The 14,979-nt window shown below is 68.1% G+C and carries 13 protein-coding genes; 9 read left to right on the top strand and 4 right to left on the bottom strand.

The features are described 5' to 3' along the window. The first annotated feature begins 112 nt into the window (after positions 1-112). From rbfA to phaC, 6 genes are all read left to right on the top strand, one after another. Positions 113-484, top strand: a complete 372-nt coding sequence (gene rbfA / locus ABQJ56_RS11105; RefSeq protein WP_367845081.1) for a 30S ribosome-binding factor RbfA — start codon at positions 113-115, stop codon at positions 482-484. Positions 485-494: 10 nt separating this feature from the next. Beyond that, complete coding sequence (truB, locus tag ABQJ56_RS11100) at positions 495-1,424, top strand: tRNA pseudouridine(55) synthase TruB (protein WP_367845080.1); 930 nt, start codon at positions 495-497, stop codon at positions 1,422-1,424. A 167-nt stretch (positions 1,425-1,591) separates the two neighbouring features. Next, on the top strand, positions 1,592-1,861 hold the full coding sequence (gene rpsO / locus ABQJ56_RS11095) for a 30S ribosomal protein S15 (RefSeq protein ID WP_367845079.1): 270 nt from the start codon (positions 1,592-1,594) through the stop codon (positions 1,859-1,861). Between the two features lie 143 nt (positions 1,862-2,004). Then, positions 2,005-4,101, top strand: a complete 2,097-nt coding sequence (gene pnp / locus ABQJ56_RS11090; protein WP_367845078.1) for a polyribonucleotide nucleotidyltransferase — start codon at positions 2,005-2,007, stop codon at positions 4,099-4,101. A gap of 186 nt (positions 4,102-4,287) precedes the next feature. Beyond that, positions 4,288-5,361, top strand: a complete 1,074-nt coding sequence (locus ABQJ56_RS11085) for a poly(R)-hydroxyalkanoic acid synthase subunit PhaE (RefSeq protein ID WP_367845077.1) — start codon at positions 4,288-4,290, stop codon at positions 5,359-5,361. A gap of 14 nt (positions 5,362-5,375) precedes the next feature. Then, positions 5,376-6,443 (top strand): class III poly(R)-hydroxyalkanoic acid synthase subunit PhaC, encoded by a 1,068-nt coding sequence (phaC, locus tag ABQJ56_RS11080; protein ID WP_367845076.1) that lies wholly within the window; start codon positions 5,376-5,378, stop codon positions 6,441-6,443. 15 nt (positions 6,444-6,458) lie between these two features. On the opposite strand, the gene ABQJ56_RS11075 is transcribed toward phaC, so the two are convergent. From ABQJ56_RS11075 to ABQJ56_RS11065, 3 genes are read right to left on the bottom strand one after another with little or no spacing between them, the layout of a single operon-like run. Next, the gene (locus tag ABQJ56_RS11075; RefSeq protein ID WP_367845075.1) at positions 6,459-7,499 is read right to left on the bottom strand and encodes a hypothetical protein; all 1,041 of its coding nucleotides are present in this window, start codon (positions 7,497-7,499) and stop codon (positions 6,459-6,461) included. Further along, positions 7,496-9,733: an FAD-binding protein gene (locus ABQJ56_RS11070; protein ID WP_367845074.1), complete on the bottom strand. Its 2,238-nt coding sequence runs from the start codon at positions 9,731-9,733 to the stop codon at positions 7,496-7,498. The genes ABQJ56_RS11075 and ABQJ56_RS11070 overlap by 4 nt, the downstream gene beginning before the upstream one ends. Further along, positions 9,720-10,094, bottom strand: a complete 375-nt coding sequence (locus tag ABQJ56_RS11065) for a DUF805 domain-containing protein (protein ID WP_367845073.1) — start codon at positions 10,092-10,094, stop codon at positions 9,720-9,722. The genes ABQJ56_RS11070 and ABQJ56_RS11065 overlap by 14 nt, the downstream gene beginning before the upstream one ends. 147 nt (positions 10,095-10,241) lie before the next feature. Here ABQJ56_RS11065 and ABQJ56_RS11060 point away from each other — a divergent pair, with 147 nt between their 5' ends. The 3 genes from ABQJ56_RS11060 (at position 10,242) to gyrA (ending at position 14,298) form a co-directional block, all read left to right on the top strand. Continuing rightward, entirely contained in the window at positions 10,242-10,433 is a 192-nt protein-coding gene (locus ABQJ56_RS11060; protein ID WP_367845072.1) for a PspC domain-containing protein, read from the top strand. A gap of 29 nt (positions 10,434-10,462) precedes the next feature. Further along, positions 10,463-11,476 carry an S-methyl-5-thioribose-1-phosphate isomerase gene (gene mtnA, locus ABQJ56_RS11055; RefSeq protein ID WP_367845071.1) on the top strand — a complete coding sequence of 338 codons (1,014 nt, stop codon included), beginning with the start codon at positions 10,463-10,465 and terminating at the stop codon, positions 11,474-11,476. Between the two features lie 212 nt (positions 11,477-11,688). Next, complete coding sequence (gene gyrA, locus ABQJ56_RS11050) at positions 11,689-14,298, top strand: DNA gyrase subunit A (RefSeq protein WP_367845070.1); 2,610 nt, start codon at positions 11,689-11,691, stop codon at positions 14,296-14,298. A 193-nt stretch (positions 14,299-14,491) separates the two neighbouring features. Here gyrA and ABQJ56_RS11045 read toward each other — a convergent pair whose 3' ends face one another. Further along, positions 14,492-14,974 carry a peroxiredoxin gene (locus tag ABQJ56_RS11045; RefSeq protein ID WP_367845069.1) on the bottom strand — a complete coding sequence of 161 codons (483 nt, stop codon included), beginning with the start codon at positions 14,972-14,974 and terminating at the stop codon, positions 14,492-14,494. Positions 14,975-14,979 lie beyond the last annotated feature (5 nt).

Genomic DNA, 14,979 nt, shown 5'->3' with positions numbered 1-14,979 from the left:
GCGAGTCGGGCGCATGCCCGACTCGCCGAGCCCCAAAAGTGCAGGACTGCACTTTTCGGGCATAGGTAACGAGCTTCGGCTCTTGAGCATTCCTCACACGACGCACGAATCCATGCCCTCCCGCGACTTCAAACGTACCGACCGCGTAGGCGCCGAACTGCGCCGCGAACTGGGCCTGCTGGTGCACGCCGCGGTGCGTGACCACGGCCTGCCGTCGTGCAGCGTGTCGGACGTGGAAGTGAGCCGCGACCTCGATTTCGCCGCAGTGTGGGTGACTGCGCTGCTGCCCGAGCAGTCGGTGGCCGCCGTGAAGGCGCTCAACACGCTGGCGGGCGAGTTCCGCCACGCGCTGTCGCGCAGCATGCGGCTGCGCCGCGTGCCGGAATTGCGCTTCAAGTACGACGACTCGGTGGACAAGGGCGAACGCATCGATGCGCTGCTGCGCGATGCGGCGGATGCCACGCCGTCGGGCGACGAGTCCTGATCCGAGTTCCATGCCCCGCGAACGCAAGCTCCCCCGCATCGCCTGGCGCGACCTGCACGGCATCGTGCTGCTCGACAAGCCCGAAGGCCTGAGTTCCAATGAAGCCCTGCAGGCAACGCGCCGCCTGTTCCGCGCCGCCAAGGGCGGCCACACCGGCGCACTCGATCCCATGGCCACCGGCCTGCTGCCGCTATGCTTCGGCGAGGCCACCAAGCTGGCCGGCAACCTGCTGGGCGCGCGCAAGGCCTACCGCGCCGAGTGCCGGCTGGGCATCACCACCACCACGGCCGACCGCGAGGGCGAGGTGCTGCGCGAACGGCCGGTGCACGTGCCCGACGATGCCGCCATCGAGGCGGCGCTGGTGCCGCTGCGCGGCCGCATCGTGCAGGTGCCGCCGGCGTATTCGGCGTTGAAGCAGGGCGGCGAGCCGCTGTATCTCAAGGCGCGCCGTGGCGAGGCGGTCGCGGCGCCGCCTCGCGAAGTCGAAGTCCACCGGCTGGAGCTGCTGTCCCGTACGGCGGATTCCCTGGTGTTCGAGGTGGAGTGCGGCTCGGGCACCTACGTGCGCTCGCTGGCGGTGGACCTGGGCGAGGCGCTGGGCTGCGGCGCCCACCTCACCGCGTTGCGCCGGCTGTGGGTGGAGCCGTTCCGGACGCCGCGCATGGTCACGCTGGCCGGGCTGGAACAGGCCGCGGGGCAGGGCGACGAGGCCTTGCTGGCCTGGCTGCTGCCGGTGGCGGCGGGGCTGGGCGACTGGCCGAAGCTGCAGCTGGACGAGGCGCAGAGCCAGGCCATCGCGCGCGGCCAGCCCATCGTGGTGGCCGGGGCGAGCGGGCCGCATGCCGCATTTGCCAGCGACGGCGCCCTGCTGGCGTTGCTGGAGCTGGATGCGGGTGGGCGCAGCCGCATCCTGCGCGGTTTCAACCTGCCGCCGCCGTGAATCCGCCCTTTCCGCCCCCGTTCGCCCTTGTTGCAGAGGCCGCGTCACCGCTAGAATAAGCAAGTTATTCCAGCACTTTCATCCAACAGACGAAGCTTGCGTGTGTACCGTCGGCGACGGCGCACACGCAAGCTTCGCATCGCATTTTCAAGGAAACAGGTATCACCATGTCTCTTACCGCAGAACAGACCGGCAAGATCATCGCTGACTTCGGCCGCGTGCCGAACGACACCGGCTCCACCGAAGTGCAGGTGGCGCTGCTGTCCGCCCGCATCGACCACCTCACCGACCACTTCAAGTCGCACAAGCAGGACCACCACTCCCGCCGCGGCCTGCTGAAGCTGGTGAACCGCCGCAAGAGCCTGCTCGCCTACCTCAAGGACCGCGACCTGGCCCGCTATCAGAGCCTGATCGAGCGCCTCGGCCTGCGGAGGTGATTTTTGCGTTCGTCCTGAACGCGAAAGTCAAAAGGGCGGCCATCCATGGCCGCACTCTCCGAAGGTTCCGCGTTCGCCCGTGAACGCAAAGATCAAGAGGCGGCCATCCATGGCCGCACTCTTCAAAAAGGCAGGAAATCATCGTGGCGAAAGTAACCAAGTCATTCCAGTACGGTAATCACGAAGTCACGCTGGAGACGGGCGAAATCGCCCGCCAGGCGTCCGGCGCGGTCATGGTCAGCATGGGCGGCACCGTGGTGCTGGTCACCGCGGTGGCGGCGGCCAAGGCGAAGGAAGGGCAGGATTTCTTCCCGCTCACCGTCGACTACGTCGAGAAGTTCTACTCCGCCGGCCGCATCCCGGGCGGCTTCTTCAAGCGCGAAGGCCGTCCCACCGAGAAGGAGACGCTGACCTCGCGCCTGATCGACCGTCCGGTGCGCCCGCTGTTCCCGGAAGACTTCAAGAACGAAGTCCAGGTGATCGCCCAGGTCATCTCGCTCAACCCGGAGATCGACGGCGACATCCCGGCGCTGCTCGGCGCCTCCGCCGCGCTGAGCCTCGCCGGCATCCCGTTCAAGGGCCCGATCGGCGCCGCCCGCGTCGGCTACGCGAACGGCCAGTACCTGCTGAACCCGACCACCGCCGAACTGGCCGGCTCGCAGCTGGACCTGGTCGTCGCCGGTACCGCCGGCGCGGTGCTGATGGTGGAGTCCGAGGCCGAGCTGCTGTCCGAGGACGTGATGCTCGGTGCGGTGATGTTCGGCCACCAGCAGATGCAGGTCGCGATCCGCGCGATCGCCGAGCTGGCCACCGAGGCCGCCCGCCCGTCGCTGGACTGGCAGCCGCCGGCCCGCAACGAATCGCTGGTCGCCGCGCTCAAGGGCGCCGTGGGCGACAAGCTGGAAGCCGCCTTCCAGGTGCGCGACAAGCTGCAGCGCCGCGATGCGATCGCGGCGATCAAGGCCGACGTGCTGGAGTCGCTGAAGGCCGACGCCGAGGCGAAGGGCTGGGACAAGGCCGAACTCGCCAAGGAATTCGGCGAGCTCGAGTACCGCACCCTGCGCGACAGCGTGCTGAAGACCAAGGTGCGCATCGACGGCCGCCAGCTGGACGACGTGCGCGCGATCACCGCCCGCGTGGGCGTGCTGCCGCGCACCCACGGCTCGGCGCTGTTCACCCGCGGCGAGACGCAGGCGCTGGTGGTGGTCACCCTCGGCACCACGCGCGACGCGCAGATCATCGACGCGCCGGCCGGCGAGTCGAAGGATCCGTTCCTGTTCCATTACAACTTCCCGCCGTTCTCGGTGGGCGAGGCCGGCCGCTTCGGCGCGCCGAAGCGCCGCGAGATCGGCCACGGCCGCCTCGCCAAGCGCGGCGTGCAGGCGGTGAAGCCCTCGCTGGACGCGTTCCCCTACGTGCTGCGCGTGGTCTCGGAAATCACCGAGTCCAACGGCTCCTCGTCGATGGCCTCGGTGTGCGGTTCCTCGCTGGCGATGATGGATGCCGGCGTGCCGCTGAAGGCGCCGGTGGCCGGCATCGCGATGGGCCTGGTGAAGGAAGGCGACGACTTCGTCGTGCTGTCCGACATCCTGGGCGACGAGGACCACCTCGGCGACATGGACTTCAAGGTGGCCGGTTCGTCCGAGGGCATCAGCGCCCTGCAGATGGACATCAAGATCGACGGCATCACCGAGGAGATCATGAAGGTGGCGCTGGCCCAGGCCAAGCGCGGCCGCCTGCACATCCTCGGCGAGATGGCCAAGGCGCTCAGCACCGCGCGCACCGAGATGAGCGAGTACGCGCCGCGCCTGATCACCATCAAGATCCACCCCGACAAGATCCGCGAGGTCATCGGCAAGGGCGGCGCCACCATCCGCTCGATCACCGAGGAGACCGGCGCCACCATCGACATCAACGACGACGGCACCGTGATCATCGCCTCGGTCAACCGCGACGCGGGCGAGGCGGCGAAGAAGCGCATCGAGCAGATCGTCTCCGACGTCGAGCCGGGCCGCATCTACGAGGGCAAGGTCGCCAAGCTGATGGACTTCGGCGCGTTCGTCACGATCATGCCGGGCAAGGACGGCCTGGTGCACGTGTCGCAGATCTCCAACGAGCGCGTCGAGAAGGTCTCCGACAAGCTCAAGGAAGGCGACATCGTCAAGGTCAAGGTGCTGGAAGTGGACAAGCAGGGCCGCATCCGCCTGTCCATGAAGGCGGTAGCCGAGGGCGAGGGCTGATAGCCCTGGGCTTGAGCTTCATGCGACGCGAAAGAGGCCCGGCCATGCCGGGCCTCTTTCGTTTGGAGCGAAGCCATGGACGGCCACCCACCTGACTCTCGCGATCACGGATGAACGCAAGGCTTCCGCCCGTTTCGTGCAACACGCTTTTGCTAGGATGCAAGCACGGGCCGACGAGGATGTGCGATGAGCGGACAGGCAGGTGATTTCATCAAGGACTGGCAGGTGCTCGCCCAGCAATCCTGGGATGCCTGGCTGCGCCAGTTGCAGCCGCCGCCCGTCGCCGCTGCGTCACCGCCCGGCAACGAGGCGCTGGAGCGCACGCTGGCCGGACTCAAGGGTTGCTTCGACTGGATGCAGGGCGTGGCCGCGGCCGGTGCCAGCCAGCCCGGTGCGGACTGGCAGACCCTGCTGAAGGCCTGGGCCGGTTCCGGCAACCAGCCGTTCACCCAGGCCTTCAACGGCATCGACAACAGCGCCGCGCAGGGTTTCGTGCAGCAATGGCAGGCCTGGTTGCAGTCGGTGCAGGCCGGCGGCTTCGCCATGCCGGCTGCGGCGAATGGCCCGGTGCCGGGCTTCGGCCTGCACCGCGAGCAGCTGCAGCAGCAGCAGGAACTGGCGGCCGCGATGCAGGCCGCGCTGGAAGCGAATGCGCATTACCAGGAGCTGATCCAGCGCGCGAACACACAAGGCCTGGAGCGCCTGCAGGCGACGCTCGCGAAGCGCGATGCATCCAGCGCGCCGATCGAATCGCTCAAGGCGCTGTACGACCTGTGGGTGGATGCCGCCGAGGAGGCCTACGCCGAGATCGCGTTGTCCGATGAATTCCGCGCGGCCTATGGCGAGATGGTCAACGCCCAGATGCGCGTGCGCCAGATGCAGCAAAAGCAGACCAGCCAGCTGTGCCGCGAACTGGGTGTTCCCACGCGCGAGGAAGTCTCGTCGCTGGGCGAGCGGCTACAGCAGCTGCGCCGCGACCTGCGCAAGCAAGGCGACGGCGGGGCGGCCGCTGAAATCCTTGCGCTGCGCCGTGAGGTGACGGCACTGCGCCGCGAGTTGGCCGAACTGGCCGGCCCTCCGGCGCGCGCGCAAGTGGCTGCGGGCAAGTCCGCGCGTCGCGAAGAGGCGGCGGCCAAACCCGTGCGTGCGAAGGCTGCCCCGGCCAAGACCGCTGCCAAACGCCCCAGTGTCGCCATGACGAAGAAGGCGCCTGTTCGTGCCAAGGCCACCGCTTCCACCAGTCGTTCGCGCAAGCGCTGACAGAGAGAGCCTCCATGGATACTCCGCTCCATCTCGACCCCGCGCGGCTGATGCAGGAAATCGGCGCGTTCCAGCGCAAGCTCAGCGCCGGCATGGGCCACCTGCGCGGCATGAGCGAACCCGCCTACGCCAACACGCCGCGCGAACTGGTGCATGCCGAGGACAAGCTCAAGCTGTGGCACATGAAAGGCGACCGCGCGCCGACCACGCGCACGCCCACATTGATCGTCTACGCGCTGGTCAACACGGTGTGGATGACCGACCTGCAGGCCGACCGTTCGCTGGTGCGCAACCTGCTGGCACAGGGCGAGGACGTGTATCTGATCGACTGGGGCTATCCCGACGGCGCCGACCGCTGGCTGACCCTGGACGACTACCTCAACGGCTACCTCGACCGCTGCGTGGACGCGCTGCGCGAGCGCCACGGCCTGGACGCGGTCAACCTGCTCGGCATCTGCCAGGGCGGCGCGTTCTCGCTGTGCTATTCCGCGATGCACCCGGGCAAGGTGAAGAACCTGGTCACCATGGTGACGCCGGTGGACTTCCAGACGCCTGACAACATGCTCTCGCACTGGTGCCGGGCGATGGACGCGGACCTGTTCGTCGACACGCTGGGCAACGTGCCGGCGATGCTGATGAACTGGGTCTACCTCACGCTGAAGCCGGTGCGCCTGAACCAGCAGAAGTACGTGGGACTGGTGGACATCCTCGACAGGCCGGCGGAGCTGGAGAACTTCCTGCGCATGGAGCGCTGGATCTTCGACTCGCCCGACCAGGCCGGCGAAACCTTCCGCCAGTTCATCAAGGATTTCTACCAGGGCAACAAGCTGGTGAAGGGTGGCCTCGTCATCGGCGATCGCGAAGTGGACCTGGGCATGGTGAGCCAGCCGGTGCTGAACATCTATGCCGAACAGGACCACCTGGTGCCGCCCGACGCCTCGCGCGCGCTGAAGCACCGCGTGGGCACCACCGACTACACCGAGCTGGCGTTCAAGGGCGGCCACATCGGCATCTACGTCTCCGGTCGCGCGCAGCGCGAGGTGCCGCCGGCGATCCACCAGTGGTTGCGCGCGCGCGACTGAAATCCGGTTTGCGTGTCAGTAGTCGAAGACGTGTTCGATGGCGCCAGGGGTGTTTGCGTAGCGGTCGAGCAGCGCGCCCAGCTTGTCCACCGGAACCTGCAGCACTTCGCGCTGCTGCCCCGGTTTCGTCAGTACCGGTTGCGTGAACAGCACGCGGGTGTAGCCCGGCGGCGGCGCATCGCGGGGCGCGAGCACGCTGACCAGGATCGTGCCGCGGTTGCCGGCGATTTCCTCGAACGCGGTGCCGCGGGCCGACAGCGCCGTGGCGGCATCGCCGAAGCCCTGATACCGCGGCAGGGCGAGCAGGTACTCGTCGCCCCGGTGCGCCAGTTGCCGCACATCGGCGGGCAAGTCCGCCGGAAGGTTGCGCACCACGGCCAGCGTGGTGTCCTTCGGCACGGCGTAGGCCTCGTGCGTGGCCATGCCCAGCAGCCAGCCGTAGGCGGCCTTGGTCAGCCACTCGCTGCTCAGGGCGTAACGCCTCTCCCATTTGCGCAGGGCATGCGGACCCCACCACGGCGTGCCGCCCCACAGCCGGCGCAAGGGCGTGACGAAGTCGAACTTGTACCAGGGCTCGACGCGGATGAAGTCCACGTAGTCGCGTTCGACACCGGCGGCCAGGCGGTCTTCCGGCGTGGCGTTGGCCGGCAGGCCGAGTTGGCTGAGCCGGCCGACCAGGGTGTCGTACACGCCCTTGATCGTGTATTCCACGGTGGTGCTCGCGCCGATGACGCAGATCATCGTGTGGTATTCGCCGTTGAACGGATAGCGACCGCGCGTGGCCGCGACGACATGGCCATAGGCCGACCAGAACTGGCCGACGTGCGCGAAGAAGGGAAAGCGCGTCGGTGGATGCTGCTGCAGCCAGTCGGCGTACTCGGCGGGGCTGAACACCAGGAACCATTCCGGGAAGGTCAGGTAGGTCTGTTCCTCGCCGCGCCGATCCGGGGGCGGCACATGCAGTCCCGCTTGCCCGGGATGGACGGTGGCGGCGGTCGCCATGCCGGCCAGCACGGCCGCGGCGGCAAGCAAGAAGCGGGATGCGCGCCATTTCATGCGGCGTCGAAACGGAGCAGGGTGTTCAACGTCGGATCCTGCGCTTGCAGCAGCCGGGGGCCGGAAGCCGCCAGGCCATGCCGGCCGAGCAAGGCGATCCACTCCTCGATTGAACGGAAGTGGCGCAGCTCGCGCGCGTTGTCCTGCCACGGCAGGCCCAGTCCCGCGTTGAACACCGCATGCGCCAGCGACGCCATCGCGCGCATGTACTCGTCGCCCACGTCGTGATCGCGCAGGATCAGCACGCCGCCAGGTTTCAGCACGCGCCGCAGGGATGCAATGAACGGCTCCAGCCGGTCGAGCGGCGCATGGTGCAGGCCGATATGGCAGGTCAGCAGTTCGATGCTGCCATCCGCCACGGTGCTGGCCGGGATGGGTGCGTAATCCTCGAGCGGCACGAAACGGGCGTGCCGGCGCAAGCCGCCGCGTTCGGCGATGTCGACGGGCGAGAATCCGGCCGCGACGTCGTGGAGCAGCACGCGATCGCCATCGAGGCGCAGCTGCCTGCGCAGATGGCCGAGGTAGCGGCCGGTGCTGCCGACCTCCAGGTAACCGGTGAAGCGCCTGCGTTCGCCGAGCAGGGCCAGCGTTTGCCGCGTCATCTCCCGCTTTTGCCGCGCCAGTGCGGGCAGCGCGTAGCTGGCTTCGGACAGCAACGGCTTGATCGACGGCAGGCCGGCTTGCACGGCGCGATAGATCGCTTCGTCGTCGTGGTGCTCGCGGGTGGCCTGCTGGATGAGGGCGTGGAACCGGTCCTCCGGGAAAATGCGGTAGACATTCTGCAGGAAGCGGTAGAAATCGTCGTTGCCGCGGACGGTGCCGTAGACCGCGTGGAAATCGGAGTCGGGCGCGGCGGATGCAACGGGCACGGTGGGCTCCGGTCCGGGGACGTAATACTTGTCCCACAGCCCGTTCCGCCAGCGGTAATCGGGATCGAGCCGGCGTTTCAGCGCGAACAGTTCGCGGGCGCGCGGATACGCGCCGTGGAACTGCTCGGCGGTGGCGTGGAGCTGGTAGGGCAGGTAGTAGGTGCCGCCGCACGCCAGCGCGGCGTCGATCAGTTCACGCGTCCACACCGCCACGCGCTCGCGTGCGTTCGTGCGCGTGCGCTGCTTGTGGTAGAGCACGAAGGCAAACACCTCCTCGCGCGCCCAGGCCAGCAGCGAGCCGGGATCGGGGTGCGCGTGGCGCACCGAGATGTTCACCATGTTCACGCGGTGGCGCTTGAGGGTTTCCGCCAGCCGTGCGCGGAAATCCTCGAACCGCGCCACCGGCACGAAGTATTCCTGCAGCACGTAGGTGCGGTCGTTGCGCGAGCCGGGTTCGAGTTCTCCGGCGTCGTAGCCGGCTTCGTAGTTGCGCCAGTGCACCGGACGGCCGAGATACAGCAGCGGATCCAGCAGGCGCCGGCGCCGCCAGTGCCCGCTGCGCGTTTCCGTGAACACCCACATGTAGTAGCGCTGCAAGGGATATTGCCTGCGCGGCTTTTGCAGGCGTTGCGACGTGGTGGCGGCGCGTTCGGTACGGCGCCACGTCACGGCGCGGGCGTGGCGGAAATCCGGCGGGTAGAGATCGGCGTTGTGGAAGATCGCGTCGCCGCTGTCGCGCACGTGGCTGCGGAAGTGCGCGGGGTAGTCCGGCGCCGGCATGCAGGCATGTTCGCGGCGCACGCGCACGTTCTCGGCGAGGCTCAACTCGGCTTCGAGGATCACGCCGAGGGCCCCGTAGCCGCCGATGACGGCATGGAAGATTTCCGTGTTGCGGTCCGGCGACGCCTCGACCGTCTGGCCATCGGCCAGCATCAGCAGCAGCGAACGCACCGACAGGATCAACGGGCCAAGGCCGATGTAGCGCCCATGCACGTTGACGCTGAGCGAACCGCCCACCGAGAAGTTGGCGTAGGTCTGCATGATCTGCAGCGCCAGGCCGTGCGGATCGACGAAACGCTGGATGTCGCACCAGCGGATGCCGCTCTGCACGCGGATCGTGCGCGCCACGGGGTCGAAGCGCAGCACGCGATTGAAGCGGCGCATGTCCAGGTGCAGGCTGCCCGGGCTCGCGGTCTGCCCGCCCATGCTGAAGTGGCCGCCGCCCACCGAAATCGGCAGGTCGGTGCGCAGGATCGCGTCGCGGATTTCCTCGACGGTGGTCGGCGTGGCGACGGCCAGCACCGGCACGGGGTTCAGCCGCGTCACGTCGTTGACGACGATGCCGGTGCGCTCAGGCCGGTTCATGGATGCTCACCTGCAGGTAGTCGCGATTCCGCGAGCGGGGATCGTCGCCATACTGGTTGTCGCCCTGCGTGCCGCGCGCGAACAACAGCAGGCCGGCCAGATACACCGGGCCGAGAACCGGCACGATCGGCGCGAGCAGATGCCATGCCGAACGCGCGCTGTCGTGCAGCCGGCGCACCGCCAGCGAAGACAGCACGGCGAAGAACGGCGGATACAGGACGAGCGTGCTGGCGTAGCCGGCGACGCTTTCCAGAAAGACGAACAACACGACGAAGACGGTGGCGGCTGCCGCCAGCCGCCACAGAAAGGCGAGACGTCCCATGCGCCCCCGCCATTCGATCCATTCCCGGACACGTCGCATGATCCCCGCTCCCCTTGTCGACTGGCAGGATATTGCTTGGTGCACGCAGGGGCCTGTCAAGCGCCGGCGTCGCGTTTCTGGGGCGCGGGGCGCGTGCTAGGCTGATCGCCTGTTCGCGCCCAGCGCCACCCATGCCCCGGAGGGACAATGAACGCCTCGAAGCGACTTTGCCGTTCCCGCCAGAACCGCCAGCTGGCCGGCGTCTGCGGCGGCATTGCCGAATACCTCGGCTGGGATCCGACCCTGGTCCGGGTCGCCTGGATCATCCTCACCCTGCTTGGCGGTTCGGGCATCCTGATCTACCTGATCCTGTGGCTGGTGATGCCGGAATCGCCCTGACTCATCCGTTTCACGACACGAACATTCCGATGGACTACGACCGTTACGACCGCGTCCGCGCCGTGCAATGGCGCGGCGACCACCTCCGTTTGCTCGACCAGCGCCTGCTGCCGCAGGAGGAGCGCTGGATCGATTGCCGCGACGCCGCCGAGGTGACACAGGCGATCCGCGACCTCGCAGTGCGTGGCGCACCGGCGATCGGCATAGCCGCGGCGTGGGGCGTGGTGCTGGCTGCGCAGCAGGGCGCCTCGCTCGATGCCGCGCTGGCAATGCTGCGCGCGGCGCGGCCCACCGCAGTGAACCTGATGTGGGCGCTGGACCGCATGAAGGCGCGCATCGCTGCGGGTGCCGGTGCGCAGTCGCTGGAACGTGAGGCGCAGGCGATCCAGGACGAGGATCTGGCCGCCAACCGCCACATGGGCGAGCTGGGTGCCGCGCTGATCGCGCCTGGCTCGGGCGTGCTCACCCATTGCAACACCGGTTCGCTGGCCACCGCGGGCTTCGGCACCGCGCTGGGCGTGATCCGCGCCGGCGTGGCGCAGGAGCGCATCGCGCGGGTGTTCGCCGGCGAGACGCGGCCGTGGCAGCAGGGCGCGCGGCTCACCATGTACGAACTGGTGCGCGACGGCATTCCCGCGCAGCTGATCGCCGATTCGGCCGCCGCCCACCTGATGAAGTCGGGCGCGGTGCAATGGGTGATCGTGGGCGCCGACCGCATCGCCGCGAACGGCGACACCGCGAACAAGATCGGCACCTACCAGCTCGCCATCGCGGCGAAGCACCACGGCGTGAAGTTCATGGTGGTCGCGCCGTCGTCCACGGTGGACATGGCCACGGCCTCGGGCGGGCAGATCGAGATCGAATTGCGCGATCCGGCGGAGCTGCTCGCCGTCGGCGGCCGGCGCGTGGTGGTCGAGGGCGCCGAAGCCTGGAACCCGGTGTTCGACGTCACGCCGGCCGGCCTGATCGACGCGATCGTCACCGAGCGCGGGGTGATGGCGCGGCCGACCGAAGCTGCGATGAGGGCCCAGTTCGGCGCCTGAAAACGGCATCGGCGGCGCACAGGCGGAGCAGCGCCCCGCGGCACCTTGCCGGTGGTGCACGATCATTGCGCAAGGTATTGAAACGCAACGCTTAATTTTCGCCTTTCGCGAGGCGGGAAAGGCCGGGGCGTGCTACACTCGACGGGTTGATTTTCGCGTGTCCGCAAGCACGGCGCGGTGCACTCCTCCTCGTTCATCAGGGAAGCCGATTGATGGCAGAACTCGCCAAAGAAGTTATCCGCGTCAACATCGAAGACGAGATGCGCCAGAGCTATCTCGACTACGCGATGAGCGTGATCGTGGGCCGCGCGCTGCCGGACGTGCGCGACGGCCTGAAGCCGGTGCATCGCCGCGTGCTGTTCGCGATGAACGAGCTGGGCAACGCCTGGAACAAGCCCTACAAGAAGTCGGCCCGCGTGGTCGGCGACGTGATCGGTAAGTACCACCCGCACGGCGACGCCTCGGTGTACGACGCGATCGTGCGCATGGCGCAGCCGTTCTCGCTGCGCTACATGCTGGTCGATGGCCAGGGCAACTTCGGTTCGGTGGACGGCGACAACGCGGCGGCGATGCGTTACACCGAGGTGCGCATGTCGCGCCTCACGCACGAGCTGCTCGCCGACATCGACAAGGAAACCGTCGACTTCGGCCCGAACTACGACGAGAGCGAGCACGAGCCGCTGGTGCTGCCCACGCGCGTGCCTAATCTGCTGGTGAACGGCTCGGCGGGCATCGCGGTGGGCATGGCCACCAACGTGCCGCCGCACAACTTGAACGAGGTCATCGCCGCCACCATCGCGCTGATCGACGAGCCGGCCCTGTCGGTCGACGAGCTGATGCATTACATCCCTGGGCCGGATTTCCCGACCGCGGGCATCATCAACGGCTCGTCCGGCATCGTCGAGGCCTACCGTACCGGCCGCGGCCGCATCCTGGTGCGCGCCAGGACCGAGATCGAAACCGAGTCGAACGGCCGCGAGACCATCCTCGTCCACGAGCTGCCCTACCAGGTGAACAAGGCGCGGCTGATCGAGAAGATCGCCGAGCTGGTCAAGGAGAAGAAGCTCGAAGGCATCAGCGAGCTGCGCGACGAGTCCGACAAGGACGGCATGCGCATCGTCATCGAGATCCGCAAGGACGCGATGGCCGACGTGGTGCTGAACAACCTGTTCCAGCAGACCCAGCTGCAGGTCACCTTCGGCATCAACATGGTGGCGCTGCTGGACGGCCAGCCGCGGCTGCTGAACCTCAAGGACATCCTCGAGGCCTTCATCCGCCACCGCCGCGAGGTGGTGACCCGCCGCACCATCTTCGAGCTGCGCAAGGCGCGCGCCCGTGCGCACATACTGGAAGGCCTCACCGTCGCGCTCGCCAACATCGACGAGATGATCGAGCTGATCAGGAACTCGGCCTCGCCGCAGGAGGCGCGCGAGCGCATGCTGGCACGCAAGTGGCAGCCGGGCATGGTGGGCGCGCTGCTCGCCGCCGCCGGCGCCGAGGCGTCGCGGCCGGAGGACATGGACCCGCGCGACGGCCTCAAGGGCGACGGTTACCAGCTCTCCGAGGTGCAGGCGCAGGAGATCCTCGCCATGCGCCTGCATCGCCTGACCGGCCTGGAGCAGGAGAAGCTCTCCGACGAATACCGCGAGATCCTGGAGGTCATCCGCGGCCTGATCGAGATCCTGGAGAACCCGGGGCGCCTGCTTGCGGTGATCCGCGAGGAACTGGAATCGGTCAGGAACGAATTCGGCGACGCGCGCCGCACCGAGATCCAGCACTCGCAGGAAGACCTGAACGTGCTCGACCTGATCGCGCCGGAAGACATGGTCGTGACCTTGTCGCACACCGGCTACATCAAGCGCCAGCCGGCCAGCGCGTATCGCGCCCAGCGCCGCGGCGGCAAGGGCCGCTCGGCCTCGGCGCTGAAGGACGAGGATGTGGTCGAGCAGTTGTGGGTGGTCAACACCCACGACACCCTGCTCACCTTCACCAGCACCGGCCGCGTGTACTGGCTCAAGGTCTACCAGATGCCGGAGGCGGGCGCGGGCGCGCGCGGCAAGCCCATCATCAACCTGTTGCCGCTGGCCGCGGGCGAGAAGGTGCAGGCGGTGCTGCCGGTACGCGAGTACAGCGACGACCGCTTCGTGTTCTTCGCTACCAAATTCGGTACGGTGAAGAAGACCCCGCTCACCGAGTTCGCGTTCCAGCTGCAGAAGGGCAAGCAGGCGATCAAGCTCGACGAGGGCGACGCGCTGGTCAACGTGGAACTCACCGACGGCAACAGCGACATCCTGCTGTTCGCCTCCAACGGCAAGACGGTGCGCTTCGACGAGAACACCGTGCGCTCGATGGGGCGCACCGCCACCGGCGTGCGCGGCATGCGGCTGGCAGAGGGCGAGGCTGTGGTCTCGCTGATCGTGGCGGCCGAAGGCGACATCCTCACCGCGACGGAACGCGGCTACGGCAAGCGCACCCAGCTTGACGAGTTCCCCAAGAAGGGCCGCGGCACCCAGGGCGTGATCGGCATCCAGTGCTCCGAACGCAACGGCGCGCTGGTCGCCGCGGTGCAGGTCACCGAGGCGCACGAGCTGATGCTGATCTCCAACCAGGGCACCCTGGTGCGCACCCGCGTGGCGGAAGTCTCCCAGCTCAGCCGCAACACCCAGGGCGTCACCCTGATCCGCCTGCCGGCCGAGGAGGCGCTGGTCAGCGTGGTGCGGCTGGAAGCCGAGGAAGACAATGGCGAGGAGGCCGGACCGATGGCCGGCGACGTTTCGCCCGAAGGCGGCGCGACACCGGAAGCGGGCACGGACGGCGCCTGAACCCCGTCGTCGTGAACCACGAAGGCCCCGCTCGCCGGGGCTTTCGTTTTTTCGCCAAAGTGTCTGGCCTCAGCTGCGATCGACCGGGTACTGGTCGGCGAGGCGCGGCAGCAACAGCCCGCCGATGACCGCGAGGTTCCCGCGGAAGTTGATCATGCTGGCCATGCGCTTGGGTGCCGCGCGGCGGCCTCGCTCAGGCCTGGATGGCGGCCAGCATCGCCTCGGCGCTGGAGACGCGGAATTCGCCCGGTGCCTCGACGTGCAACTGCCGGACGATGCCGTCCTCGGCATACAGCGCGAAGCGGCGCGCGCGCAGGCCCATGCCGTAGCCGCTGCCGTCCAGTTCCAGCCCCAATGCGCGAGTGAAGGCGGCATTGCCGTCGGCGATCAGCAACAGGTCGTGCGGCACCTGTTGCGCGGCGGCCCAGGCCTGCATCACGTAGGCGTCGTTGACGGACAGGCACAGCACGTCGATGTCGCGTTCGCGGAAATCGTGGTGGTGCGCCACGTAGCCGGGCAGGTGCCGGTTCGAGCAGGTCGGCGTGAAGGCGCCCGGCACGGCGAACAGCACCACCTTGCGGCGGGCGAACAGCTCGCCGGTGCGTGCCTCGCGGATGCCGTCGCCGACGAGTCGCACTTCGACGTCAGGCAGGGTCTGTCCGATCTGGATGCTCATGGTGC

Origin of the sequence: Rhodanobacter geophilus (assembly GCF_040812275.1) — a bacterium.
Classification (GTDB): Bacteria; Pseudomonadota; Gammaproteobacteria; order Xanthomonadales; family Rhodanobacteraceae; genus Rhodanobacter_A; species Rhodanobacter_A geophilus.
The sequence above is the reverse complement of the archived record's forward strand: the minus strand, read 5'-3'. Positions and strand labels throughout refer to the sequence as shown.

Excerpts from the sequence above, each read along its gene's own strand:
- rbfA (WP_367845081.1), top strand. The coding sequence starts at position 113 with ATGCCCTCCCGCGACTTCAAACGTACCGACCGCGTAGGCGCCGAACTG.
- truB (WP_367845080.1), top strand. The coding sequence starts at position 495 with ATGCCCCGCGAACGCAAGCTCCCCCGCATCGCCTGGCGCGACCTGCAC.
- rpsO (WP_367845079.1), top strand. The coding sequence starts at position 1,592 with ATGTCTCTTACCGCAGAACAGACCGGCAAGATCATCGCTGACTTCGGC.
- ABQJ56_RS11085 (WP_367845077.1), top strand. The coding sequence starts at position 4,288 with ATGAGCGGACAGGCAGGTGATTTCATCAAGGACTGGCAGGTGCTCGCC.
- phaC (WP_367845076.1), top strand. The coding sequence starts at position 5,376 with ATGGATACTCCGCTCCATCTCGACCCCGCGCGGCTGATGCAGGAAATC.
- ABQJ56_RS11075 (WP_367845075.1), bottom strand. The coding sequence starts at position 7,499 with ATGAAATGGCGCGCATCCCGCTTCTTGCTTGCCGCCGCGGCCGTGCTG.
- ABQJ56_RS11070 (WP_367845074.1), bottom strand. The coding sequence starts at position 9,733 with ATGAACCGGCCTGAGCGCACCGGCATCGTCGTCAACGACGTGACGCGG.
- ABQJ56_RS11065 (WP_367845073.1), bottom strand. The coding sequence starts at position 10,094 with ATGCGACGTGTCCGGGAATGGATCGAATGGCGGGGGCGCATGGGACGT.
- ABQJ56_RS11060 (WP_367845072.1), top strand. The coding sequence starts at position 10,242 with ATGAACGCCTCGAAGCGACTTTGCCGTTCCCGCCAGAACCGCCAGCTG.
- mtnA (WP_367845071.1), top strand. The coding sequence starts at position 10,463 with ATGGACTACGACCGTTACGACCGCGTCCGCGCCGTGCAATGGCGCGGC.
- gyrA (WP_367845070.1), top strand. The coding sequence starts at position 11,689 with ATGGCAGAACTCGCCAAAGAAGTTATCCGCGTCAACATCGAAGACGAG.
- ABQJ56_RS11045 (WP_367845069.1), bottom strand. The coding sequence starts at position 14,974 with ATGAGCATCCAGATCGGACAGACCCTGCCTGACGTCGAAGTGCGACTC.